The 22,988-nt window shown below is 64.8% G+C and carries 22 protein-coding genes; 12 read left to right on the top strand and 10 right to left on the bottom strand.

Features of this window, described 5'->3' with window-relative positions; translation table 11 throughout:
- Nucleotides 1-30: 30 nt before the first annotated feature.
- From ccoN to IQ25_RS01625, 12 genes are all read left to right on the top strand, one after another.
- Complete coding sequence (gene ccoN, locus IQ25_RS01680) at nucleotides 31-1,677, top strand: cytochrome-c oxidase, cbb3-type subunit I (protein WP_144901620.1); 1,647 nt, start codon at nucleotides 31-33, stop codon at nucleotides 1,675-1,677.
- Nucleotides 1,678-1,701: 24 nt separating this feature from the next.
- On the top strand, nucleotides 1,702-2,451 hold the full coding sequence (gene ccoO / locus IQ25_RS01675) for a cytochrome-c oxidase, cbb3-type subunit II (RefSeq protein WP_144901618.1): 750 nt from the start codon (nucleotides 1,702-1,704) through the stop codon (nucleotides 2,449-2,451).
- Nucleotides 2,448-2,618, top strand: a complete 171-nt coding sequence (locus IQ25_RS01670; protein ID WP_144901616.1) for a cbb3-type cytochrome c oxidase subunit 3 — start codon at nucleotides 2,448-2,450, stop codon at nucleotides 2,616-2,618. Before ccoO ends, IQ25_RS01670 begins: the two co-directional genes overlap by 4 nt.
- Complete coding sequence (gene ccoP / locus IQ25_RS01665; RefSeq protein ID WP_144901614.1) at nucleotides 2,611-3,525, top strand: cytochrome-c oxidase, cbb3-type subunit III; 915 nt, start codon at nucleotides 2,611-2,613, stop codon at nucleotides 3,523-3,525. Before IQ25_RS01670 ends, ccoP begins: the two co-directional genes overlap by 8 nt.
- Before the next feature lie 15 nt (nucleotides 3,526-3,540).
- A complete protein-coding gene (gene ccoG, locus IQ25_RS01660) occupies nucleotides 3,541-5,055 on the top strand; it encodes a cytochrome c oxidase accessory protein CcoG (RefSeq protein ID WP_144901612.1) in 1,515 nt (504 codons plus the stop codon).
- On the top strand, nucleotides 5,052-5,522 hold the full coding sequence (locus tag IQ25_RS01655; RefSeq protein WP_144901610.1) for a FixH family protein: 471 nt from the start codon (nucleotides 5,052-5,054) through the stop codon (nucleotides 5,520-5,522). Before ccoG ends, IQ25_RS01655 begins: the two co-directional genes overlap by 4 nt.
- Nucleotides 5,519-7,642 (top strand): heavy metal translocating P-type ATPase, encoded by a 2,124-nt coding sequence (locus tag IQ25_RS01650; RefSeq protein WP_258536926.1) that lies wholly within the window; start codon nucleotides 5,519-5,521, stop codon nucleotides 7,640-7,642. The genes IQ25_RS01655 and IQ25_RS01650 overlap by 4 nt, the downstream gene beginning before the upstream one ends.
- The gene (gene ccoS, locus IQ25_RS01645; RefSeq protein WP_144901608.1) at nucleotides 7,639-7,788 is read left to right on the top strand and encodes a cbb3-type cytochrome oxidase assembly protein CcoS; all 150 of its coding nucleotides are present in this window, start codon (nucleotides 7,639-7,641) and stop codon (nucleotides 7,786-7,788) included. Before IQ25_RS01650 ends, ccoS begins: the two co-directional genes overlap by 4 nt.
- A complete protein-coding gene (locus tag IQ25_RS01640) occupies nucleotides 7,785-8,045 on the top strand; it encodes a hypothetical protein (protein WP_144901606.1) in 261 nt (86 codons plus the stop codon). The genes ccoS and IQ25_RS01640 overlap by 4 nt, the downstream gene beginning before the upstream one ends.
- Entirely contained in the window at nucleotides 8,035-9,384 is a 1,350-nt protein-coding gene (gene hemN, locus IQ25_RS01635; protein ID WP_144901605.1) for an oxygen-independent coproporphyrinogen III oxidase, read from the top strand. The genes IQ25_RS01640 and hemN overlap by 11 nt, the downstream gene beginning before the upstream one ends.
- A 101-nt stretch (nucleotides 9,385-9,485) precedes the next feature.
- Nucleotides 9,486-10,100, top strand: coding sequence for a bifunctional 4-hydroxy-2-oxoglutarate aldolase/2-dehydro-3-deoxy-phosphogluconate aldolase (gene eda / locus IQ25_RS01630; RefSeq protein WP_144901603.1), 615 nt, complete (start codon nucleotides 9,486-9,488; stop codon nucleotides 10,098-10,100).
- Between the two features lie 24 nt (nucleotides 10,101-10,124).
- Nucleotides 10,125-12,908 carry a phosphoenolpyruvate carboxylase gene (locus IQ25_RS01625; protein WP_144901601.1) on the top strand — a complete coding sequence of 928 codons (2,784 nt, stop codon included), beginning with the start codon at nucleotides 10,125-10,127 and terminating at the stop codon, nucleotides 12,906-12,908.
- 22 nt (nucleotides 12,909-12,930) lie between these two features.
- Here IQ25_RS01625 and IQ25_RS01620 read toward each other — a convergent pair whose 3' ends face one another.
- From IQ25_RS01620 to IQ25_RS01575, 10 genes are all read right to left on the bottom strand, one after another.
- A complete protein-coding gene (locus IQ25_RS01620) occupies nucleotides 12,931-14,031 on the bottom strand; it encodes a potassium channel family protein (protein WP_144901599.1) in 1,101 nt (366 codons plus the stop codon).
- Between the two features lie 51 nt (nucleotides 14,032-14,082).
- Nucleotides 14,083-15,195, bottom strand: coding sequence for a HupE/UreJ family protein (locus IQ25_RS01615; protein ID WP_158637647.1), 1,113 nt, complete (start codon nucleotides 15,193-15,195; stop codon nucleotides 14,083-14,085).
- Between the two features lie 4 nt (nucleotides 15,196-15,199).
- On the bottom strand, nucleotides 15,200-16,546 hold the full coding sequence (locus IQ25_RS01610) for a tetratricopeptide repeat protein (protein WP_144901595.1): 1,347 nt from the start codon (nucleotides 16,544-16,546) through the stop codon (nucleotides 15,200-15,202).
- Between the two features lie 16 nt (nucleotides 16,547-16,562).
- Complete coding sequence (locus tag IQ25_RS01605) at nucleotides 16,563-17,321, bottom strand: DUF4331 family protein (protein ID WP_144901594.1); 759 nt, start codon at nucleotides 17,319-17,321, stop codon at nucleotides 16,563-16,565.
- Nucleotides 17,321-17,986: a DUF4331 domain-containing protein gene (locus IQ25_RS01600; RefSeq protein WP_144901592.1), complete on the bottom strand. Its 666-nt coding sequence runs from the start codon at nucleotides 17,984-17,986 to the stop codon at nucleotides 17,321-17,323. The genes IQ25_RS01605 and IQ25_RS01600 overlap by 1 nt, the downstream gene beginning before the upstream one ends.
- Before the next feature lie 176 nt (nucleotides 17,987-18,162).
- Entirely contained in the window at nucleotides 18,163-19,566 is a 1,404-nt protein-coding gene (locus IQ25_RS01595) for an SLC13 family permease (protein WP_246415440.1), read from the bottom strand.
- 72 nt (nucleotides 19,567-19,638) lie between these two features.
- A complete protein-coding gene (locus IQ25_RS01590; RefSeq protein ID WP_144901587.1) occupies nucleotides 19,639-20,454 on the bottom strand; it encodes a phosphoadenylyl-sulfate reductase in 816 nt (271 codons plus the stop codon).
- A gap of 24 nt (nucleotides 20,455-20,478) precedes the next feature.
- The gene (locus IQ25_RS01585; protein WP_144901586.1) at nucleotides 20,479-20,910 is read right to left on the bottom strand and encodes a DUF934 domain-containing protein; all 432 of its coding nucleotides are present in this window, start codon (nucleotides 20,908-20,910) and stop codon (nucleotides 20,479-20,481) included.
- Entirely contained in the window at nucleotides 20,903-22,555 is a 1,653-nt protein-coding gene (locus IQ25_RS01580; protein WP_144901584.1) for a nitrite/sulfite reductase, read from the bottom strand. The genes IQ25_RS01585 and IQ25_RS01580 overlap by 8 nt, the downstream gene beginning before the upstream one ends.
- Before the next feature lie 25 nt (nucleotides 22,556-22,580).
- Entirely contained in the window at nucleotides 22,581-22,988 is a 408-nt protein-coding gene (locus IQ25_RS01575; RefSeq protein WP_144901582.1) for a class I tRNA ligase family protein, read from the bottom strand.

The following is a 22,988-nucleotide window of genomic DNA, read 5'->3' as shown; positions in this document are numbered from 1 at the left end:
ATCCACATCACTCATGGAAGGGAAGGCTCCATGGAATTGGCGCTCTCGCGCACTGGCCTCTGGCTTGTTGCGCTTCTAATCGCCGTCGCCGCCTGCGCTGCAGCGGTCGACGCGGGTTTCGCGATCCACATGGGCATCGTCGCGCTCGCCTGCATCATCGGGCTGGTCGTCACGCTGCGCGGGGTGGATCTCTCCAAGGCCATAATGGCGCCCGATCAGGGCCGCTATGACGACGACGTGATCCGCTGGGGCGTGATCGCGACCGTGTTCTGGGGCATGGCCGGGTTTGTCGCAGGCCTCGTCATCGCCCTGCAACTGGCGCTTCCGGTGCTGAACCTCGGTCTCGAATGGACTGCGTTCGGTCGCCTGCGCCCACTACACACATCCGCGGTCATCTTCGCTTTCGGAGGCAACGCGCTGATCGCCACGTCGTTCTACGTCGTGCAGCGTACTTGCCGGGCGAGGCTGGCCTTCCCCGGCCTCGCCCGTTTCGTGTTCTGGGGATACCAACTGTTCATCGTGCTGGCCGCCACCGGCTATCTGCTCGGCATCACCCAGGGCAAGGAATACGCCGAGCCCGAATGGTACGTCGACCTCTGGCTGACCGTCGTCTGGGTCGCCTACCTTGCGGTCTTTGTCGGCACTATCGTCAGGCGCACCGAACCGCACATCTATGTCGCCAACTGGTTCTACCTGTCGTTCATCGTCACCGTGGCGATGCTCCACATCGTCAACAACCTGAACTGGCCGGTCAGCTTCGTCGGCAGCCGCAGCTACCCGATCTTCGCGGGCGTGCAGGGCGCGCTGGTGCAGTGGTGGTACGGCCACAACGCGGTCGGCTTCTTCCTCACCGCCGGATTCCTGGCGATGATGTACTACTTCGTTCCGAAGCAGGCCGAACGCCCGGTATTCTCCTACCGCCTGTCGATCATCCACTTCTGGGCGCTGATCTTCCTGTATATCTGGGCGGGTCCGCACCACCTCCACTACACCGCACTGCCCGACTGGGCGCAGACGCTGGGCATGGTCTTCTCGGTCATGCTGTGGATGCCGAGCTGGGGGGGCATGATCAATGGTCTGATGACGCTCAACGGTGCCTGGGACAAGGTCCGCACCGACCCGATCATCCGCATGATGGTCATGGCGCTCGCCTTCTATGGCATGAGCACCTTCGAAGGCCCGATGATGTCGATCAAGTCGGTCAACAGCCTTTCGCACTATACCGACTGGACCATCGGCCACGTCCACTCGGGCGCTCTGGGCTGGAACGGCATGATCACCTTCTCCTGCGTGTACTACCTCGTGCCGCGCCTGTGGAACCGCGAGCGTCTGTACTCCCTGCGCATGGTGAACTGGCACTTCTGGCTCGCGACCGTGGGCATCGTGTTCTACGCCGCCTCGATGTGGGTGGCAGGCATCACCCAAGGCCTGATGTGGCGCGAATATGGCGCTGACGGTTACCTGGTGAACAGCTTTGCCGAAACCGTCCTTGCGCTGAAGCCGATGTTCTTCCTGCGCGCCTTCGGTGGCCTGCTTTACCTCGCAGGGGCCGTGGTCATGACCGTCAACGTCTGGCGCACGATCCTCGGCCACCTCCGCGCAGAGCCTGCGATGAGCGATGCCGCCTTCGATCCCGAAAAGGACCGTCCCATCGTCGCTGCGCCGCAAGCAGCCTGATCCGACGCATCCGGAGAAAATCCCATGACCACCATCGTGGAAAAGCACAAGAAACTGGAGCGCAACGTCACCCTGCTGGGCATCTGCGCCTTCGCAGCGGTGACCGTGGGCGGCATCGTCGAGATCGCCCCGTTGTTCTGGATCGACAATACGATCGAGAAGGTGGACGGCATGCGCCCCTACACCCCGCTCGAGCAGGCCGGACGCGACATCTACGTCCGCGAGGGCTGCTACGTTTGCCACAGCCAGATGATCCGTCCGTTCCGCGACGAAGTCGAACGCTATGGCCACTACAGCCTCGCCGCGGAATCGATGTACGACCACCCGTTCCAGTGGGGATCGAAGCGCACCGGGCCGGATCTTGCCCGCGTCGGCAACCGCTACTCCGACGAATGGCACGTCCAGCATCTGAAGGATCCGCGCGCCGTGGTGCCGGAATCGATCATGCCGACATACGCGCACCTTGCCGAGCATGACCTTGATCTGGGCGACATGACGGCCGAGCTGCGCACGCTCTACCAGGTCGGCGTGCCCTACTCGAAGACTGACATCGAGAAGGCCAACGAGGACCTCAAGACCCAGGCCGATCCGGATGCGGACGCTACCGACCTGCTCAAGCGCTACCCCAAGGCGCAGGCGCGTGACTTTGACGGTGATCCCAAGCGCCTGACCGAGATGGATGCGCTCGTCGCCTATCTCCAGATGCTCGGCACCTTGGTCGATGTGAATGCGCCCGCCGCCCAAGAGGACCTTGCGAAGGAGAAGGGCCGATGAACACCCACTCCACTTACGACCTGCTGCGGCACCTGGCCGACAGTTGGGGGCTCGTGGTGATGACGGGCATCTTTCTGGGGCTTTGTCTCTGGCCGTTCCGTCCCGGCACCACGCCGCTGAACCGCGAAGTCGCCAACTCGATCTTCAAGGACGAAGACGATGTCTAAGCCAAAAATTGACGACGCAACCGGCGTCGAAACCGTCGGCCACGAGTGGGACGGCATCGAGGAACTCAACAATCCCCTGCCGCGCTGGTGGCTGTGGACGTTTTACGCCACGATCGTCTTTGCGATTGCCTACTGCGTGGTCTATCCGGCATGGCCGCTGCTTGACCGGGCAACCGCAGGCACGTTCGGCTGGACCAGCCGTGGCGATCTTGACCACGAGATGAAGGCCGAAGCCTCGCGCCGGGCCGGGCTGCTGGCGGAGCTGGACAAGCGCACCGTCGAACAGATCGCCGCCGATCCACGCCTGCGTCGCGCCGCGATTGACGGTGGCCGCGCCGCATTCAAGGTCAACTGCATTCAGTGCCACGGCAATGGCGCAGCGGGGAGCGCAGGCTATCCCAACCTCAACGATGACGACTGGCTGTGGGGCGGCGATGTCGCCACGATCCACCAGACGCTGCTTCATGGCGTCCGCCAGCCCGGCGACGACGCCACGCGCATGAGCCAGATGCCAGCCTTCGGGCGCGATGGCATCCTGACTCCTGCGCAGGTGCAGGACGTGGTCAGCCATGTCCGCGTGATCAGCGGGCAGGAAAAGCCCAGCGGCTCCTCGCAGCGGGGGGCAGAGATCTTCGCGGCCAACTGCGTCGCCTGCCACGGCGCTGCCGGTGAAGGCGGTCGCGCATTCGGCGCACCGAAGCTCAATGACGCGATCTGGCTTTACGGTGGTGACCGCAAGGCCCTGACCCAGACGGTGACCAATGCCCGCTACGGCGTGATGCCCGCATGGGGCAGCCGCCTCGATCCGGTCACGGTCAAGATGCTGGCGACATACGTCCACTCTCTCGGTGGTGGTGAGGAAGCACCCGCTTCCGCCGCTCCCGACCCCGCAACTGCTGCGAACTGACAGGACAACACGGTCATGACTGCGCACGATCCCAAACTCAGCGCGGACCACTCGAACGAAATCGGCCTTTACGAGAAGCGCAAGTCCGTCTTCCCGAAGGCTATCGATGGGCCATTCCGTCGCTTCAAGTGGCTGGTCATGGCCGTGTGCCTGGCGATCTACTGGGGCACCCCGTGGATCCGTTGGGATCGTGGACCCTATGCCCCGGACCAGGCGGTGCTGATCGATCTGGCGCACCGCCGGTTCTTCATGTTCGACATCGAAATCTGGCCGCACGAATTCTATTTCGTCGCGGGCCTGCTGATCATGGCGGGGATCGGTCTGTTCCTCGTGACGTCGGCCGTAGGACGTGCCTGGTGCGGCTATGCCTGCCCGCAGACGGTATGGACCGACCTGTTCCAGCACGTCGATCGCCTGATCGATGGGGATCGCAATGCCCAGCTGCGCCTGCAGAAGGCGCCGTGGACTGCCGCCAAGATCGGCAAACGCGCGTTGAAGTGGGGCATCTACCTTGCCATCAGTTTCGCCACCGGCGGTGCCTGGATCTTCTACTTCGCCGACGCACCGACGCTGCAGTACGAATTCTGGACCGGCACGGCTGCTCCTGTCGCCTATGCCACCACCTTCGTCCTGACGATGACCACGTTCATCTTCGGCGGGTTCATGCGCGAGCAGGTCTGCATCTACATGTGCCCCTGGCCGCGCATCCAGACGGCGATGCTCGACGAGAAGAGCCTGATCGTCACTTACAAGGACTGGCGCGGCGAGCCGCGCGGTTCGGTGAAGAGCGCGGTCAAGGCTGCGACCCCGCTAGGTGACTGCATCGACTGCATGCAATGCGTTGCCGTCTGCCCCACCGGCATCGACATCCGCGAAGGTCCGCAGATTGGCTGCATCACCTGCGCGCTGTGCATCGACGCCTGCGACAAGGCCATGGCCGACGTCGGCCGTCCGCGCGGACTGATCGACTACTGCACGCTGGTCGATGCCGAGAAGGAGAAGAAGGGCGAGGAGCCGACCCCGGTTCTCAAGACCATGTTCCGGCCGCGTACGCTGATCTATCTCGGTGTCTGGTCAGCCATCGGCGCGGCCATGCTGTTTGCCCTGGGCCAGCGCGCCCGGCTCGACATTTCGGTCGCCAAGGACCGCAACCCCGAATTCGTGATGCTGTCCGACGGCACCGTCCGCAATGCCTACACGATCAAGCTGCGCAACATGGAAGAGCGCCCGCGCACTTTTCGCGTCGCGCTCGAAGGCCTCGCCGGCGCGGCGATGTTCACCGACGAGATGGACGCCACCTCTGCCCGGCGTGACCTCACCTTGCGTGTCCCCGCCGACACCACCCAGCGCCTGCGCATCTACGTTGTCGACCAGCGTGGCGAGGAAGGCGAACACCACCGCGAACATGGCGAACATCATCGCGAAAGGGGCCACGGCGAATTCGCCTTCGTCCTGACCGCGCCCGATGATGAAGGCGGGATGGACCGCAGCGAAACCACCTTCACCACCCCGGAAGGACACGACGAATGACCCAGATGCGTCGCACAGTCCGCCCGTTCACGGGCAAGCACATCACCCTGATCCTCGTCAGCTTCTTCGGCGTGGTCGTCGGCGTCAACGTCCTGATGGCGCGCCTTGCCACATCGACTTTCGGCGGCGTCGTGGTCGAGAATTCCTACGTCGCCAGCCAGCACTTCAATGGCTGGCTCAAGGAAGCCAGCGCCGAACAGGCGCTCGGCTGGAAGGGTGCCGTCAGCCGCGATACGCAAGGCAGGGCAGCCATCGTCCTGCATGACAGCGCCGGCAAGGCCATCGCTGCCGCCAAGGTGACGGCAATTGCCGAGCACCCCCTCGGCCAGCGCCCGCAGACCGACCTCGTCCTGCACGAAGTAGCACCCGGCACTTATGCTGCTCCGCTCGAAGCCGGTCGCTGGCGCCTGCGCGTGACGGTCGAAGCCGAAGGCAAGGTCTGGCGCACCGTGGGCGACGTCCTGTGAACGCGCCCGCTCGCCTGCGCGCCGTCCCCGATGACGCGATCCACACCGTTCTTGCGGTGCCCGGAATGCACTGCGCCGGATGCATGGGCAAAGTCGAGCGGGCATTGGCCGCGCTCGACGGCGTGACCAGCGCCCGCACGAACCTGACAGCGCGCACTGTCGAGATCGTCCACGCGCCATCGGTCGAAATGCCCGCGCTCGTCGCCACGCTCGCCGCCACCGGCTTCGACGCCCAGCCGCGCGAGATCGAGGCCGAGCCTGTCTCTGCCGTCAAACCGCTCCTGGCCCCGCTCGGGGTCGCCGCCTTTGCCTGCATGAACGTCATGCTCATGTCGGTCAGCGTCTGGTCCGGGGCGGACGGCACCACGCGCTCGCTGTTCCACTGGGTCTCGGCGATGATCGGCGTTCCCGCCATCGTGTATGCCGGAAGGCCGTTCTTCGCTTCGGCCTGGAAAGTCCTGCGCCACGGCAAGACCAACATGGACGTGCCCATCTCGATCGGCGTGACCATTGCTACCGGCCTCTCGTTTTACGAAACGCTGACCGGCGGCACGGAAGCATGGTTCGACGGCGTGCTGATGCTGCTCATGTTCCTGCTCGCAGGCCGCGTGCTCGACGCGATGATGCGTGACCGCGCACGCTCGGGCGTCGATGCCCTGCTGCGGCAGGTGGCGACCGGCACAATGGTCGTCGAGGCCGATGGCGCAACCCGCTGGCTCGATACGAAATCCCTGCGCCCCGGCATGCTGATGCGCGTCGCGGCGGGCGAGCGTCTCGCCGCAGACGGCGAAGTCCTGCGCGGCACCAGCCGCTTCGACCAGTCGCTTCTGACCGGTGAAAGCGCGCCCGTCGAAGCCATGCCGGGGACGTTGGTCCACGCAGGCACGCTCAATGTCGATGCGCCCGTGGACGTGCGCGTCACCGCGAGCGGGCAGGACACCGCCCTGTCCGAGATCGCCCGCCTGATGGAAGCGGCTGGCCAGTCGCGCTCCAAGTACGTGCGCATCGCCGACCGCGCCTCGCGGCTCTATGCGCCTGCCGTCCACACGCTCGCAGCGCTGACTTTCGCCGGATGGATGATCGCAGGCGCCGGGGTCTACCAGTCGCTGGTCATCGCCATCGCCGTCTTGATCATCACCTGCCCCTGCGCGCTCGGCCTTGCCGTTCCGGTGGCGCAAGTCGTCGCAGCAGGCGCGCTCCTCAAGAAGGGCGTGCTGGTCAAGGATGGTTCCGCGCTCGAACGCATGGCCGAAGTCAACCGCATCCTCCTCGACAAGACCGGCACGCTCACCCTCGGCCGCCCTGTGCCCGACGAGGTTGCCCTTGGTGCCCTGACCGACGTGCAGGCCGCCGTGGCGCTCGCGCTCGCCAGCCATAGCCGACACCCGCTGTCGCTCGGCCTCGTGCAGGCGCTGGGCGCGCGCGACGTGCGAGCCGCAACGCTTGAGGACGTGCAGGAGGAGGCTGGGCAGGGGGTCACCGCGCGCTGGAACGGCCTGTCGGTTGCGCTCGGGCGCCCCGCATCGTCCGCCGGCATGGCCACCGCGCTGCGTATCCAGGGCGATGCCGTGCGCGTCATTCCTTTCGCGGATCGCCTTCGCCCCGATACCCAAGCCGCACTGGCCGAACTCAAGGATCTGGGCGTCGAACCTTCGATCCTTTCGGGCGATTCCCTGCAAGCCGTGGCGACCGTCGCCCGCGCCACCGGCCTGACTGCGCAAGCCGCTGCCTCTCCCTTTGACAAACAGGAAGCGCTCCAGCGCCTGCAACGCGTCGGGTGGAAGGTGATGATGGCGGGCGATGGCCTGAACGACGGCCCTGCGCTCGCCGCCGCCAACGCCTCGATCGCACCCGGCTCGGCCAGCGATGTCGGACGGCAGGCATCGGACATGGTCTTCACCGGAGACTCGGCTCTCGCCATCCCCCGCGCGATCCGCGTCTCGCGCGCCACGATGAAGGTCGTCCGCCAGAACTTCGCATTGGCTATCGGCTACAACGCCCTTGCCGTGCCGCTGGCAATCCTCGGCCACGTCACGCCGCTCATCGCGGCCGTTGCCATGTCGACCAGCTCGCTGATCGTCGTCGCCAACTCGCTGCGGCTGGCAGGAGGTGCGCGATGAACGGCATCGCCTTCATGCTCCCCATCGCGCTCGGCATGGGCCTTTTCGGGCTTGCCGCCTTCTTCTGGGCCCTGAAGCGCGGCCAGTTCAGCGATCTTGACGGGGCCGCCGCGCGCATCCTGATCGACGAAGAGGATCAGCCGTGAGCCGCCTCATGCGCTTTGCTGCGCCGCTTGCCGTGCTGCAGATGGCCATGCCGGCACCATCTCACGCGAGCGTGATCATGGTCGCCTCCTGCGGCGGAGCCGGAACGCCGGTCCCCTTGCGTATTCCTGACAAGGACGATGGCAGCAAGAGCCTGCCCTGCTGCAAGATTTGTCATATCTCAATGCGCAAGCGCGCCACCGCCGATAGCTGTTGCGAGAATACCGGGGAAGGTGAGGACGAATCCGATGGCTGCTGACGTGATGACCGGCCCCGAAACCTTCGCTGGATGGACCTACTGGCCCGAACTCCTCGAAACCCCGGTTCCACGCTACACCAGCTACCCCACTGCTGCCGAATTCGTCGAGGAGAGCTTCGAGGAACGCCAGCGCGCCGCCTTGCAGGCCCTGCGGGGCACGGTCTCGCTCTATCTGCACATCCCCTATTGCCAGGAAATCTGCTGGTACTGCGGCTGCAACACTGGCGCTGCCAACAAGAGCCAGCGCCTCGGCGCATACCTCGAAGCGCTGCACCATGAGATCGAACTCGTCTCTCGCCTCCTGCACCCTTCGGTCCGCGTCTCGCGCATCGCCTTTGGCGGCGGCAGCCCCAACGCGATCAAGCCGACTGACTTCGTCCGGCTGGTCGACCGGCTGACGCTGAACTTCCGCCTCGAAAAGCCGGTTCTGTCGATCGAACTGGACCCGCGCACCCTGGCGCCAGACTGGTTCATGGCGATCCGCGGCATCGGGGTGATCAAGGCAAGCCTTGGGGTGCAGACGCTCGATCCCCGTGTGCAGGAAGCCATCGGCCGCATCCAGCCGCGCGATCTGATCGCGCGCGCCACCGATGGCCTGCGCAACGCCGGGGTGGATTCGGTCAACTTCGACCTGATGTACGGCCTCCCGTTCCAGACCGACGAGATACTCAGCGATACGCTCGAGCAGTCTGTCGCCATGGGCGCAGATCGCGTCGCGCTGTTCGGCTATGCCCACGTGCCGCACATGATCCCGCGGCAGAAGCGCATCGATGTCAGCCAACTGCCAGACCAGCGGGCCCGTTTCCGCATGGCGGCGCAAGGCCATGCGCAACTGGCCTCCGCCGGTTACCAGCCTGTCGGCTTCGATCACTTCGCCCTGCCCGAAGACGATCTCGCCGTCGCTGCACGCACAGGCACCCTGCGCCGCAACTTTCAGGGCTTCACCGAGGACCAATCGCCCGTGCTGCTCGGCCTTGGCGCATCCTCGATCAGCGAGTTTCCCGAACTCTTCGTCCAGACCGAGAAGAACGCCGGACGCTATCGCATGCTCATCGGTGCCGACCAGCTTGCAGGACGCAAGGGCGTGGCACGCTCGGCCGAGGATCGCCGTCGCGGCACCATCATCACCGATTTGCTCTGCCGGGGCAGCGCAACGATCGACGCCGACCTCCTCGCAGGCAATCGCGACCGGCTCGAGCCCTTCATCGCGCGCGGGCTCGCCAGCCTCTCCGGCAACGTTCTGACGCTTGCCAAGTCAAGTGAACCCTACGCCCGTTCGATCGCCGCCGTGTTCGATGCCTATCGCTCCGGCGTCCGGCAATTCAGCTCGGCCGTCTGATCGACCCGCAAGAATAGCTATGCGCCCACCCTTAGCAGGTGCACAATACGGCTGAGTCGCGTTAAGCCCACCCTCCACAAAGGCCGCGAGAGGGACACGCCATGAAGCCGATTGAAACCATCATGCGCACTGCTCCGGTCATTCCGGTGCTTGTCATCGACAATGTCGATCATGCGCTCCCCATTGCCCGTGCTCTTGTGAAGGGTGGCCTGCGAGTCCTCGAAGTCACGCTGCGCACGCCCGCCGCGCTCGACGTCATTCACGCGATGAAGGCTGTCGAAGGCGCGATCGTAGGGGCTGGCACCGTCACCAATCCCGATGAACTCAAGTCTGCGATCGATGCCGGTGCCGAATTCATCGTCTCGCCGGGCCTTACCGACAACCTCGGCAAGGCTGCCGTGGCTTCAGGCATTCCCTTCCTGCCCGGTACCGCCAGCGCGGCAGACATCATGCGCGGCCTGGATCTCGGCCTGACGCACTTCAAGTTCTTCCCCGCCTCGACCTCTGGCGGACTGCCCGCACTAAAGGCGTTGGCGGCACCGTTCCACCAGTGCAAATTCTGCCCCACTGGCGGCATTACCGCCGCCACCGCGCCCGAGTGGCTGGGTTTCGATCCGGTCCTGTGCGTCGGTGGCAGCTGGGTGGTCGGAAAAGGCACGCCCGATGAAGCAGCAATCGAAGCGGCTGCACGCGAAGCGGTAGCGCTGGGGCAATAAGCGGATACAGGGAATACAGCAGACATGAAGACGGTCGCCAAGCTCAAGGCCAGGTTGCAGAAACTCCATGAGCGGACGGCCGAAACGCCGCTGTTCAACCCTGTCTTCCAACTCAGCCACGATCTGTCGCGGCTGCTCGAAGGCGGTGACCTTGCGCTGTCCGACATCGACAGTCTTGTCGCCGAACTCGAATGTGAAGCGCTGCAAAGCCGCGCCGCGCGCCTCAAGCGCCTCGTCGCGCCGACCGTGCCTGCCGAAAATCTCGCGCTGATCGAGGCACTGAACCCTGAAGAAGCGGGCTTTTCAGAGTTCCGCCAGCGCTGGGAAAAGCCGCTGCTCCACGCAGTCTTCACCGCGCATCCCACCTTCCTGCTCAGCCCCGCGCAGTCCGATGCCGTGGCTACTGCTGCGCTGGCAGACGATCCGCAGGCCTCCACCGTCTGCACGGTCCCGCACGAAGGCCCGAAGATCACGCTCGAGTTCGAGCATATCGAGGTCTGCAACGCGATCAAGCGCGCAGGCAAGGCCCGCGATGCGATCAACGCCAGGCTGCTTTCGCACGCCCGCCAGCGCTGGCCGGGCCGCTGGCTTGATTTCAGGCCACTGCCCTTCCGCTTCGCCACCTGGGTCGGCTACGACATGGACGGCCGCACCGATATCGGCTGGACCACCTCCATCGCCTTCCGCCTGCGCGAAAAGGCGCTGCGCCTTGCGAGCTATGCTGCGTCGCTGCGCGCGATTAATGACGCGCATCCGATCCTGGCAACGCTAGATGCCGCCCATGCCCATTCGGCGGACATGGCCGAGCTTTTCTCCTCGCCGCTCGATAACCCCGAAGCGCTCTCTGCCGCCGCCAACCGCCTTAGCGCCGACGATCCTGCCAAGCTGCTCAGCCTCACTCCGCTGATCGAAGCGCTCGAAGCAGAGGCCAAGAAGGCTGACGAGGCCACTGCGATCCCGCTCGCCACTCTGGCCGCTGCCATGCGCGCCGACGGCCTTGGCATCGGCTGGATCCACTTCCGGGTGAACTCGTCGCAACTGCTCAACGCACTGCGCCGCCGGATCGACCCGGAAGGCACGCTCGACCTTGGCAGCAAGAGCGCGCTTTCGCGCCTGCGCGAACTGCTCGCCGAGGTGAAGCCGCTGCGCGTCAACTTCGGCGCACTGGCCATCGAGACCAGCACAGCCATGCGCCAGTTCCTGGTCATGGCCAAGATGCTCCAGCACATCGATGCCGATGCGCCGATCCGCATGCTGATCGCCGAATGCGAACAGCCGCAAACCGTGCTGGCCGCGCTCTACTTCGCCAAGCTCTTCGGCATCGAAGGCAAGGTCGATGTCTCGCCCCTGTTCGAAACCGAGACCGCGCTGGAACACGGAGGCCGCTTCCTCGAAGCGCTGCTTTCGGAAGAATCCTACCGCAACTACGCCCGCCTGCGCGGCCGCGTCTCGATCCAGACCGGCTTTTCTGACGCAGGTCGGTTCATGGGCCAGATCCCTGCCGCGCTTGCCATCGAACGCCTGCAGGGCCGCCTTGCCGAAGCGATGAAGGCCAACGGGCTGACCGATGTCGCCGCGCTGATCTTTGATACCCATGGCGAATCCATGGGCCGCGGCGCCCACCCTTCGGGCTTTGCCGACCGCCTGACCTGGCCACTGTCCGGTTGGGCTCGACGCCGCTTCGCCCGCGCCGGGATCACCATCGAACCCGAAGCCAGCTTCCAGGGCGGCGATGGCTACCTGTTCTTCCGCAACGACGAACTCGCGCTCGCAACGCTCACCCGCATTGCCGAGCACGAAGCGCTCGATCAGGATCTCACGGCCAAGGACCCGTTCTACGACCGCACCGACCTTAGCCTTGATTTCTACCGCTCAATCCGTCGCGTCCAGCGCGAACACCTTGAAAGCGCGACCTATTCCCGCGCGCTGACCGCGTTCGGCCTCGGCCTGCTCAAGGGCACCGGCAGCCGCGTCTCGCGCCGCCAGTCAGACATCGGCGCCGATCGCACGATGAGCCTGCGCCAGATCCGCGCGATCCCGCACAACGCCATCCTCCAGCAGATCGGCTACCCGGTGAACGTGATTGCCGGGGCCGGGACCGCTGCGGGCGAGGAGATGGAATCGGTCGCCGAACTGCTTGGCCGGTCCACCCGCGGCAACCAGCTTGTCCGCCTCCTGCGCGCCGCCAACGGCCTTGCTTCGATCAAGACCGTCGCCGCCCATGGCGAGCTGTTCAACTCTGCCTACTGGGCCAGCCGACCCTATCGCGGCACCGAGACCGCGCTCGAGAATGCCTGCCTTGCGCTGGCGGACTACCTCACCAAGGACGACAGGGCAGGGGTGTTCCGCCGCCTCGTTTCACGCCTGCGGGTGGACTGGATGAAGCTCCACCGCCTGCTCTCACTGGTCCCCGGGCAAAAAGCCGGGCGCGATGCCGCGCAGGACGATGACCGTCGCAATATCGGCCTGCTGCAATCGGTGCGCCTCGCGCTGCTGATGCACATGTTCATCCGCGCGGTGCAGGTCCCGCCCTTCGCCCGTTCGAACGACGTCAGCCGGGAAGACGTGCTGGAAATGGTCCTGTCACTTCGCGTGGATGATGCGCTCGCCCAGCTGCGCCGCGCCTATCCGGTGATCGAGCCCGAGATCACCGATTTCCCGGTGGACGAGCCGACTGATTATCCGGACCATCGCGGCGAGGACTACGGCGCGATCCGCGCGCGCTTCATCGACCCCATCGAACGCGCCCACGCCCTGAATATCCGCATCGCCGTCGCAATCGCCAACTACTTCGGCGCGCACGGGTAAGCGCACAGGGGTGGGCCTGCGCTCACCCCACAAACGTCCGCCCGTGCTTCACCGGGGCACGCGCCGCGCTGAACACTGCGCCCGCCGACAGCCTGCTGCCGCGCACCACCAGCATCACCTTGTCGCCCGCTTCCAGCGACACGTCCTCGCCCGGATGCTGGATCGACTGGCCATTGCTCCTGTCGATCTGCACGACGAAAAAGGCGCCATTGCCCCGCCGCTCCGCTTCGCCGACGGTTTCGCCGGTCAACGCGCCATCGGGCAGCACCTGAACCACTTCGAGGTCCAGCCCGAAGTCGTGCAGGTTGCGCCGCACCGCGCCGATGCTTTCCAGCGCGTCGCCCGTCGCGGGGTAGAGGATCATCTCGACAATCCTTTCGGCCCCGATGTGCGTCGGCATCACCACCCGGTCGGCCCCTGCGTGGAACAGCTTGTTCTCGGTCGTCGGCGCCTCGCCGCGCGCAATGATCTCGATGCCAGGATTGAGATTGCGCGCAGAGAGCGTGATGAACACGTTCGCCGCGTCGTCCGGCAGAACGCTTGCCAGCACCTTGGCCCGGGCAATCCCCGCCGCCTTCAGCGTCTCCTCGTGGGTCGCTTCGCCCACCATGCAAAGGAACCCTTGCGCCTTGGCGTCCTCTGCCTTGGTGTGATCGCGCTCAAGGATCAGGAACGGGCGCCTGGCCTCGGTCATCGCCTTGGCCAGTTGCACACCGATCCGGCCATAGCCGCAGATGATCACGTGGCCGTCCAGCTTCTCGATTTCGGTCATCATACGATCCAGCCCCATCAGGCGTCGGAATTGAAACAGGGTGAAGACCTGCACCAGCGCGCCGGTCAGCACGATCATGCCGGTGCAGCCGAGCATGATCGTCGCGCTCGTCCACCAGCGCAGGAACAGGGTATCGACGGGCCGGATCTCCCCATAGCCGACCGAGAACACCGTGAGCAGCACCATGTAGGCGGCATCGCCGATCGGCCAGCCAGCAAACACGAAGCCGCAGGTCGATACGACATAGACCGCAAGGACGAAGATCAGCGTGCCCGTCAGCAGACGCAACGGCGAGCCGAGCACGGAATTCGCTCCCTGCGTCAGTGCTGAACCGTCACCATCCCGTTCCATCGCGCCCCCTCCATGCGCGACGATAGGAGGCCGCGGGCAGCCTTGTCCATATCAGGATGCCCCCAGCCTCTGGGTTAACCAGACAAGGGCGGCAAGGCCGGTCATGGCGGCAAGAGCCAGCCTCGCCCTGTCCCCGTGCCGCCACCGGGAAAGCGCGATGATTGCGTGCAGCGCCACCAGCACGACACCAAGCTGCACCGCTTCGATACCAAGGTTGAAGCCCAGGATCGCCACCGCCCGCGTGATCGCGCCCAGCCCGAAGTTGCTGACAAGCGTTGCGAAGGCGAGGCCATGGACCAGCCCGAACAGCCCCGCCACGACCGGCTCCTTCCCCGGAAACAGGGGCCGTGCGGCGTGAATGGCCGAAACCAGCACGGAAAGCGCAATGCCGGCCTCCACCGGCTGTGCGGGCAGGCGCACGCCGAAGAACGCGGCGAGGATCAGCGTTGCCGAATGGCCCACGGTGAACGCGGTGACGATCCACGCCAGCTTGGCAAGCGTCTCGCGCCCTGTGCGCCTTGCGCTCCAGCGCCCGCCCGCCGCGATCAGCGGCGCGGGCAGCAGCAGCGCGAGCAGGAACAGCAGGTGATCGTATCCTTGCGCAATGTGATGCGCGCCAAGCGCGAAGGCATTGCCAAACATCGCCCCCATTCCCGCGTGGCCGCGATCGACAACGAGTTCGGGCCTGCCCGATGTCAGCGCGCCGACAAGCTCGCGCTCCCCCCGCACGCCGCCCGCCAGATCGCCGTCGACCACCAGCAAGGCAAAGTGGCTCGGAGCCTCGCGCGTCACCACGTGCCAGCGCCAGCGCAAGTTGCGATCCGATGCACCCGAGGGCGGGGTCAGCGTCAGTTGAAGGTGAAGGTCTGGCGGCCCGGCGATCTGCTCGAACGCGATGCGGTCAACGCCGATGGTCCATCGCCTGCCGTCCTGCGCCAGCACCGCCATGTCTGCCAGCACCCGCGCCGTGGCTTGCGCAAGGCTCTGCGGCTGGTTGTCGGTGGCAAGTCCGGTCGCATAGCCGAACTCGGCCTGCGGAACGATAACGTCGGCCTTCACCAGTCCAGGTGCGAAGTCGAGCCGGATTTCGGAATTGGGCGTCAGATGGGCAAGGGCAGGGGACGGCAAAAGGCCACCCAGGAGCGCCAGCCATGCCGCAAGCACCAGCCTAATCGTGGCCGAACCAGACGTAGCGTGCCGCAGGGTCCGTCGCCTTGGGATTGATATCAAGCGCTTCCTCCCGCGCGTCGTCGGCAGCATTCGTATCGCCCAGTGCGGTGTGGACATCCGCCAGCGCAAGGTAAAGCCCAGCCGTTCGCCATCCGGTATTCTCCGCGCGTTCCAAAGTCGAAAGCGCGCCCTTGGCGTCGCCGGTCAGCAGTTGCGCGCGCGCCAGCAGGATCAGGCTCGCTCCATGCGGCCGCCGTGCGGCATCGGCCCTGGCAACGGGCAGAGCCTTGGCCGGATCGCCCAGCGCAAGTTCATGCTCAACGAGATGTGCCGCCGCTGCTTCGGGCAGCGCCCGGTAGCGCTCCGCCCAGATCGCCGCCGCCTTGTCCGCCCACTGGCGGCTTTCCGCCCCGCGACCCTGCAGGCGCAAGGTGAAGGCCAATGCGTCCATGATCTCGGGCAGGGGGGCCTTGGCGACAATCGCCTCGTAGCGCCTGACCGCCCCCGGCACATCGCCCTCCAGCGCCTGCTGCTGCGCCACATGCGCCATGGCCAGTGGATTGCCGGGAAAGAAGCCATCGGCAAACCGCGCCCAGATGCCCGCTGCCTTCCAGTCGCCGGTGCCATAGGCAATTGTGGCGCGCAGCAGGGCGGCTTGCGCCTTCGCGCTGCGAGTAAGCTTGTTCGCCCGCAAGACGGCATTGACCCGTCTGCGAGCCAGCAATGGATCTCCTGATCGAAGAGACAGCATCGATTGCCGCAATGCGATACTGGCATTGCTTTCGGCTTCCTCCGCTCGTCCGTAAGCGAGGCGCGAGCGCTTCATGTCCCCGCGCTGAAGCGCAATATCGCCCTTGATGGCCCAGCCGTCGGCCTGCTCATCGGACGTGGGCTCGCCTTTCTGTGAATCGAAGCGCGTCAACGCCTCGTCAGCCGCATCCAGACGGTGTGCAAGAACTGAAATGGTCGCGCGCGAAAGGCTCGGGCCTGCAGGGGCTTCGGACTTGGCCATGCCCTGAGCCAGCAGGGCATCCGCCTCGGCAAGATCGGCGTAATTGCCGCTCACCCGGAAGCGCGCGGCGAGCGCCCGGCCGAGCATTTCGAGCCTCAGCCATTCGTCCGGCGCAGATTTCAATCGGTCGCGCGCGTTGTTCACGCCGTTGTCTGCGGCGGCCAGCGCTTCGGTCTGGTTGCGGGGGCCGAACCATGGCTTGACCTCGCCGGGCAGCGGATCGGGCGGGCCTTGCCGCGCCTTGATCTTGTCGGAAACGATGCTGGCGGCGGCCACCAGGAATACCGCCGCCAGCAGGATCCACGGCCACTTGCGACCGCGTTCGCTCGTCATTCGCTTGCGCCTCTCGTCAGGACTTTGTGGCGCAGATCTTGAGTTGCAAGTTCTCCAGATCGTCGCCGATCAGATCGAACAGCTTGTGCAGTTCGTTCTTGTATTCGGCCAGGTACTTCTGGTTGGTGGCATCGCCAGTAGGCGTATCGTCGTTGAAGCTCAGCTTCATCGACGATCCGATCAGCGCGGTGGCCACCGCAGGGTTGCCCATGCGGTCGACCGAGACATAGCCCGAATCCGGATCGTTCCGGAAATTGAACCCGCTGCCAGTACCCGAGGCGATCTGCGGCGCGCCATTCGGCGCGGCAAGGAACGGGAAGGTAATGCTGAAGGGCTTGTCGTTGGCAGGCGGGTTGAGCGGCACACCGGCCAGCGTGTTCGGGCCTTGCCCGGTCACCGTCATGTCCAGCAGCAGCGTGGCGAGCAGGATATCGATGACCTGATCGTCCAGATCGCGTCCGTTCGGGAAGTGCGAGGTCCGCGTCAGATCAAGCTTCAGCGTATCCGGGATGAGGATCGAGGTCAGTGTGGCCCCGTTCTCACCTTGAATTGCCTGCGTGAAGCAGCGATCGACATTGTAGCTGACTGCCGTCGCCGTTGGCGTGGGCGTGCCGGTAGCGGTGGTGCTGGGCAATGGGGCCGGCACGACGACCTGGCTGCCTGAGCCATCCTCGCCGCAGGAAACAAGCATTGCTGCCAATGCGAGCGGCGTTGCGATCTTTATCAGCTTTCGCGCGGAAGAAGCTGCCCAAATGGTTTTCAGGGGGTCAAACATCAGATGTTCCCTCCGAAGCGAAGCGTCTGTCCCCAGACCTCGATCTTGCTCACGCTCGATCCGAGGTTCGCATCGGGGATCTCGAAGACGATTGCGGTGTCGTTCTGGCCGTCGAAGAAGTTGCGGTCGTTGCGGATACGGATCGTTCCGAACGAGCGTGTTTCACGAAAACCGATGAGATCGAAGAAAAACGGCTCGTCAAACAGGCCTGCACGAGCCTTTACGCCGCCGCTGGTCAGGGTTGTCTCGACAGGTCCCTCGAGCACGCCGTCGACGCCCGGAATACCCTCGAACCGCACGCCCCAATCGTTCGCCCCTTGACCCTTGCCGAAGCGGGCCTTGATGACGAACTCCGGCGTGTTGCCCGGCGCCTGAGTAGAAATGTTGATCTTGTAGAGCACATCGCGGTCGTAATACGTCGGCGCGGTCGTCGGCACCGGCCCCGCAAAGGTCATCGCGATGCGTGTCGTGCCATTGGCATGCCATGCAAAGACGTCCGCGATGTCGGCCGGGATGTCCGGTGTCGGATCGACGCCAGCATCGGTGCGGGCTCCCGGATCGAGGTGGTCGGCGCTTTCCGCCACCCCAGTCGGCAGCAGCATCAGCGCGGCGAGGCTGGCTGCCCCGGCGCTTCCCGCCAGCAATGTCTTGAAAATGCGGCGCACGGCGAATCTCCCCACTGCGAATCCTGACGAAAGAACGTGCGACCACTCTTTCGCCTCATTCTGTGCGAACGGCTGTGCAAGTTCGCACAGCGATTCAGCCGGAGGCCGTTTTTTCTTACCTAACCCAAAACTTTGCCCGAGGTGAAGTGCTAACTGGCGAAACTACGTAATGTGCATCAGATTATTGCAGCCATCGCCCAGACCACGCCGACCAGCAGGAACACGCCCGCCACGTCGAGCGCGAAGCCTGCTTTGATCATCGAGCGCATCGTGCAATGTCCGGTAGCCCATGCCAGAGCATTGGGCCCTGTCCCTGCAGGCAGCATGAACCCCCAAGTCGCGGCAAAGGCGGCGGGCAGGGCGAGCAGGATCGGGTCTGCACCCAGCGCCGCCACCAGCGCCGCAACCACCGGCATGATCCCGCTCGCCGCCGCGATATTGCTGGCGAACTCCGTCACCACGATCACGAAGGCCACCAGCACCAGCGCCACCAGCGGCAGCGGGACATGCGCCAGCGGCAGCAGCATCTCGCCCATCCACCTGGTCAGCCCGCTCTCGGTCATGCCCATCGCCATGGCAAGACCGCCGCCGAACATCAGGACCACGTCCCAAGGCGCGCGGTTGGCTTCGGGCCAAGTCAGCATCGGACGCCCTGTGCCATCGGGCAGGAAGAACAGGATCAGGCCCGCAATTGCGGCCACCGTACCATCGGTAAAACCGCCCTTGGGGAACACGCCCTCAAGCACCGGCTGGAACACCCATGCCAGAAACGCCAGCAGGACCACCGGCAGCAACCGCCTTTCAGCAATGCTCCAGTCCTTCGCGTGGCCAATGGCCTCCCGCGCCGCCAGTGGGTCGAAGCCGTCCTCGTGCAGGCGCTGCACCCGCGCGATGATCCACGCGGCCAGCGGCACGGCGACGATCACGATCGGAACGCCATACAAGGCCCACTGCAGGAAGGTGACCTTGGTCCCCAGCGCCTTTTCGATCAGCCCTGCCGCGATGGCATTGGTCGGCGTCCCGATCAGCGTGGCGAGCCCGCCGATCGAAGCGGCAAAGGCAATGCCCATCGGCAGGGCACCCGCCATCCCCGCAGTCTCGCCCTCGCGCACGCCGCCCGCGCGCAGCATGGCAATCGCCATCGGCATCATGATCAGCGCGGTGGATGTGTTGGAAATAAAGCTCGAAAGCACCGCTGTCGCGGTCATCACGCCAAGCAGCAACTGCCCCGGCTTGGTCCCCGCCAACCCCATGATGAAGAGCGCCAGCCGCCGGTGCAGCCCGGTGCGCTCGATGGCCAGGGCAAGAAAAGCCCCGCCGATGAACAGGAACATGATCGGCGAATAGTAGGAGCCCGCCGTCTTGTTGGCATCGGCAACGCCCGTCAGCGGCAGCACGAGGAACGGCAGGAAGGCCGTCGCCGAGAGCGGCAGCGCCTCCGTCATCCACCAGGCCGCCATCCACCAGACGAGGCCCGCCGCGCTCCATGCCGCATCGGGCATTCCGGCAGGGGCAGCGGTCAATTGCGTTACGGCAAACCCGAGTGGCCCAGCCCAGAACCCGATCCTGCGCGCATCCAGTGCCAAGCGATCACTCCCCATTTATCCCGGGGAGCGACCTAGCAGAGCGCAGTCACGACTGGCAAACGCCGATCAGAAGACCGGATCGTATCCCGGCGGCAGTTCATCACCCGGCTTGGCCGCATCGGTCGGCGAGTGAATACCGCACTCGGTCTTGTCCCAACCCTTCCAGCGGCCCGAGCGTGGGTCTTCACCCGGCGCGACCTTGCTGGTGCAGGGCGCGCAGCCGATCGAGGGATAGCCCAGCGCCACCAGCGGGTGGGGCGGAAGGTTATGCTCGGCAAAGTAGGCTTCGAGAGCCGTCTTGTCCCACGATGCCAGCGGATTGATCTTCAGCCGCCCCTGCGCGTCCGAATGGTCGATCTCGAAGCGCGGCAAGCCAGCGCGGGTCTTCGACTGGAAGCCCTTCCGCCCGGTCAGCGACGCGTCATAGTGAAGTAGCGCCTTGGCCAGCGGCTCGACCTTGCGGATCTCGCAGCAGCCATCCGGGTCCCACGACCAGCGCAACCCGTTCTCGTCCTTCTTGGCGATGACTTCCGCATCGGGTTCGATGATCTGGAGATTGGTCATCCCCAGAAACCCGATCAACTCGTCGCGGTAGGCCACGGTTTCCGGAAAGTGCTTGCCCGTCTCGAGGAACAGCACCGGCACCGACGGGTCGACCTCGGCAATAAGGTGAAGCAGGACAGCACTTTCCGCGCCAAAGCTTGAAACGACCGCGAGATCGCCCGCCAGCCCGTCACGGATCACCGAACGCAGCATCTCCTGCGTGTCGCTGCCCCGGAACAGGTGGTTCAGGCGGATCGCGTCCGTCTCGGTAAAGCGCGGCCGGGTATCGATCAGGTCGATTGTCCGGTTGGCCGCGCGTGCGCTCTTGGTGCTGTCCATTGCTTCGTTCCTCGGTCCCGCAGCTTATGCGGGGTGACGCTTCGCCCAGATTGCGGGGCGTCCGTCGACTGTCTTCTGGTAGACGTCCGGCCAGGTCGCGAAGGCCTTGTCGGCGGCCTCGGCGCTGATCGGCTGGTTCGGCGCAAAGCTGTCAAACCCGCAGCGGCGCATGTGGCTCAGCTGGTCGAGCAGCACATCGCCCACCGCGCGCAGTTCGCCGGCATAGCCATGCTCGCGCAGGATGCGCGCCGCCGAATAGCCGCGCCCATCGGTATAGGCCGGGAAGTTCACTTCCACGAGGGCGATCCGGTCAAGATGCGGCAACAGCGCGCGCGCATCGTCGCCGGGCTCGATCCGCACCGCAGTCGCGTTCGACTGGTCGGCGAAAGCATCCACCGTCACCGCCGGATCACCCACCGGCTCGTCATCGCGATAACGAAGGTTCTGCTCAACCATTGGCGGTCTCCTTGGCATAGATCGCCTCCTTGAACGGAGCCATGCCGATGCGGCGGAAGGTATCGACGAAACGCTCGCCATCGACGCGCTGGGCAAGATAGACGTCGGTCGCCTTTTCCACCGCGTCGACGATGCCATCTTCGTTGAAGCCTGGACCGGTGATCGTGCCGAGCGAGGTATCCGCGCCTTCGCAACCGCCGAGCAGGAGCTGGTAGTTCTCCACGCCCTTGCGGTCGACGCCGAGGATGCCGATGTGGCCTGCGTGGTGATGCCCGCAGGCATTGATGCAGCCCGAAATCTTCAGCTTCAGCTCGCCCAGCTCGCGCTGGCGGCCAAGGTCCGCAAAGCGGTTCGAGATCTTCTGCGCCACCGGGATCGAACGGGCATTGGCAAGGCTGCAGTAGTCGAGGCCCGGGCAGGCGATGATATCGCCGATCAGGTCGAGGTTTGCAGCGGCCAGCCCCGCTTCATCCAGCTTCTGCCAGATCGCGTAGAGGTCGGCCTTCTTCACATGCGGCAGCACAATGTTCTGGGCATGGGTCACGCGCAGTTCGTCGAACGAATGCTCGAGCGCGAGGTCGGCCATCAGGCGGATCTGGTCAGCCGTGGCATCGCCCGGAATGCCGCCGGTGGGCTTCAGGCTGATGTTGACGATGGCATAGCCCGGCTGCTTGTGGGCATGGACGTTCTGGTCCACCCACAATGCGAAGTCAGGATCCGACAGGTCCAGCTCGTCGGAGGCATTGGCGTCAAAGCCGGGCTGCTCGAAGAAGCCCTTGATGCGCTCCAGCTCTGCCGCAGGCGGCTCGAGGCCGAGCGTCAGGATGTGCGCGAACTCTTCCTCCACCTGGCGGCGGTATTCGTCGGCACCGATCTCGTGGACGAGGATCTTGATGCGCGCCTTGTACTTGTTGTCGCGGCGGCCATAGCGGTTGTACACACGAAGGCACGCCTCGGCGTAAGACACCATCTGCAGCGGCGAGATGAAGTCACCGATCACCGGCGCGATCATCGGCGTGCGGCCCATGCCGCCACCAACGTAGAACCGGCAGCCGATCTCGCCCGCGTCGTTCTTCACCAGCTGAATGCCGATGTCGTGCAGCTTCATAGCCGCGCGGTCGGTTTCCGAACCGATGATCGCGATCTTGAACTTGCGCGGCAGGTAGTCGAACTCCGGATGGAAGGTCGACCACTGGCGCAGCAGCTCGGCATAGGGGCGCGGATCGACCAGCTCGTCAGCCGCAGCGCCAGCGAACTGGTCGGACGTGGTGTTGCGGATGCAGTTGCCGCTGGTCTGGATCGCATGCATCTCGACCGAAGCGAGATCGGCGAGGATGTCGGGCGCATCCTGCAGCTTGATCCAGTTGTACTGGATGTTCTGGCGCGTGGTGAAGTGGCCATAGCCGCGGTCATACTTGTCCGCGATATCGCCCAGCATGCGCATCTGGCGGCTGTTCAGCGTGCCATAGGGCACGGCCACGCGCAGCATGTAGGCGTGAAGCTGCAGGTAGAGGCCGTTCTTCAGGCGCAGCGGCTTGAACTGGTCCTCAGTGATGTCACCGGCAAGGCGGCGCTCCACCTGGTCACGGAATTCCGCGACGCGGGCATCGACCATGGCCTGGTCATATTGGTCGTACTGATACATCGTCGTAACTCTCGATAACGGGACTTCAGTGTTTCAGGTAGGCAAGCAATGCACCAATTATTGCCGCAATCAGCAGAATTGGCAGAAACTTTCGGACGAGTTGACCAAAATTGGCAGCTAGAGCAGGCGCTTGAGTTGCTTCACTCAACCATCGCCGCAATCGGTCAAACTCATCGTCGGCAATCGTGCTGAGCAAAGGTGTGAGGTCTTTGTCTCGGTAGGCTGCCAGCTCGTAGGCATAGTTGTCTGCCTTGCTAGGCTGATCAAAATGCCTGTAAACCGATGCCGCTGTTGCCTTGATCAGGTCGTCACCCACCGGCTGCAAAGCGCATTTCTCACAACGGTCAAAGGGTTCGTGCTTCTCTGCGCCACATTGTGTGCAAAGAGCGCGAACTTGCCCGTCCTCGAGAAAGTCGCCTTGGCCGATGGCCAT

It is taken from the genome of Novosphingobium taihuense (genome assembly GCF_007830315.1).
GTDB lineage: Bacteria > Pseudomonadota > Alphaproteobacteria > Sphingomonadales > Sphingomonadaceae > Novosphingobium > Novosphingobium taihuense.
The sequence above is the reverse complement of the archived record's forward strand: the minus strand, read 5'-3'. Positions and strand labels throughout refer to the sequence as shown.

Bases quoted from the DNA above. Each gene is read 5' to 3' on its own strand.
- IQ25_RS01590 (WP_144901587.1), bottom strand. From the start codon at position 20,454: ATGGACAGCACCAAGAGCGCACGCGCGGCCAACCGGACAATCGACCTG.
- eda (WP_144901603.1), top strand. From the start codon at position 9,486: ATGAAGCCGATTGAAACCATCATGCGCACTGCTCCGGTCATTCCGGTG.
- IQ25_RS01575 (WP_144901582.1), bottom strand. From the start codon at position 22,988: ATGGCCATCGGCCAAGGCGACTTTCTCGAGGACGGGCAAGTTCGCGCT.
- IQ25_RS01655 (WP_144901610.1), top strand. From the start codon at position 5,052: ATGACCCAGATGCGTCGCACAGTCCGCCCGTTCACGGGCAAGCACATC.
- IQ25_RS01620 (WP_144901599.1), bottom strand. From the start codon at position 14,031: ATGGAACGGGATGGTGACGGTTCAGCACTGACGCAGGGAGCGAATTCC.
- ccoN (WP_144901620.1), top strand. From the start codon at position 31: ATGGAATTGGCGCTCTCGCGCACTGGCCTCTGGCTTGTTGCGCTTCTA.
- IQ25_RS01610 (WP_144901595.1), bottom strand. From the start codon at position 16,546: ATGACGAGCGAACGCGGTCGCAAGTGGCCGTGGATCCTGCTGGCGGCG.
- ccoO (WP_144901618.1), top strand. From the start codon at position 1,702: ATGACCACCATCGTGGAAAAGCACAAGAAACTGGAGCGCAACGTCACC.
- hemN (WP_144901605.1), top strand. From the start codon at position 8,035: ATGGCTGCTGACGTGATGACCGGCCCCGAAACCTTCGCTGGATGGACC.
- ccoG (WP_144901612.1), top strand. From the start codon at position 3,541: ATGACTGCGCACGATCCCAAACTCAGCGCGGACCACTCGAACGAAATC.
- IQ25_RS01585 (WP_144901586.1), bottom strand. From the start codon at position 20,910: ATGGTTGAGCAGAACCTTCGTTATCGCGATGACGAGCCGGTGGGTGAT.
- IQ25_RS01625 (WP_144901601.1), top strand. From the start codon at position 10,125: ATGAAGACGGTCGCCAAGCTCAAGGCCAGGTTGCAGAAACTCCATGAG.
- ccoS (WP_144901608.1), top strand. From the start codon at position 7,639: ATGAACGGCATCGCCTTCATGCTCCCCATCGCGCTCGGCATGGGCCTT.
- IQ25_RS01670 (WP_144901616.1), top strand. From the start codon at position 2,448: ATGAACACCCACTCCACTTACGACCTGCTGCGGCACCTGGCCGACAGT.
- IQ25_RS01605 (WP_144901594.1), bottom strand. From the start codon at position 17,321: ATGTTTGACCCCCTGAAAACCATTTGGGCAGCTTCTTCCGCGCGAAAG.
- IQ25_RS01580 (WP_144901584.1), bottom strand. From the start codon at position 22,555: ATGTATCAGTACGACCAATATGACCAGGCCATGGTCGATGCCCGCGTC.
- ccoP (WP_144901614.1), top strand. From the start codon at position 2,611: ATGTCTAAGCCAAAAATTGACGACGCAACCGGCGTCGAAACCGTCGGC.